General features: G+C 73.4%; 1 protein-coding gene. It reads right to left on the bottom strand.

Features of this window, described 5'->3' with window-relative positions; all coding sequences use genetic code 11:
• Positions 1 to 366, bottom strand: a 366-nt coding sequence (locus tag ADK86_RS16765; protein ID WP_159393869.1) for a response regulator transcription factor, incomplete at its 3' end; no start/stop codon positions are given.
• Positions 367 to 545 lie beyond the last annotated feature (179 nt).

Below are 545 nucleotides of genomic sequence, written 5' to 3'. Positions count from 1 at the left end.
CTCCCCCACCACCCGCCGCAGCACCGCCCGCATGCGCGCCTGGAGTACTTCGCCGCTGGCGGGCTTGACCACATAGTCGTCCGCGCCGGCCTCCAGTCCCACGACCATGTCGATGTCGTCGCCGCGCGCGGACAGGATGATGATCGGGATCTGCTGCGTCTCGCGGATGCGGCGGCACACCTCCAGGCCGCTCATGCCGGGCAGCATCAGGTCCAGCAGCACCAGCTCGGGCCGGAAGCGGTCCAGCGCGAGGAGGCCGGTCTCGCCGCTGGCGGCCGCCTCGACCTCGTGGCCGCGGCGGCGGAGCGCGAGGTGGACGCCCTTGCGTACGGCGGGGTCGTCCTCGATCAGCAGCACACGGGTCATGGGGCGGGGGTCTCCGAAGCGGGCCGGGCGGACGCTGGTCGAAAGCGTACGGCGGGGAAGGGGCCCGACCATGGTGCGCGGCGCTCATGACGCCGTGTCTCGCATTGTGTGAGGAATTGATGACGGCCGCGGCTCGCCCGGCCCCCGGCCCACCCGTGCGAACCGCCCCGGCCACCCCG

Origin of the sequence: Streptomyces sp. NRRL F-5755 (assembly GCF_001279365.1) — a bacterium.
GTDB classification, from domain to species: Bacteria; Actinomycetota; Actinomycetes; order Streptomycetales; family Streptomycetaceae; genus Streptomyces; species Streptomyces rimosus.
Note: the sequence above shows the minus strand (reverse complement) of the source record. Positions and strands in the feature narration are given on the sequence as shown.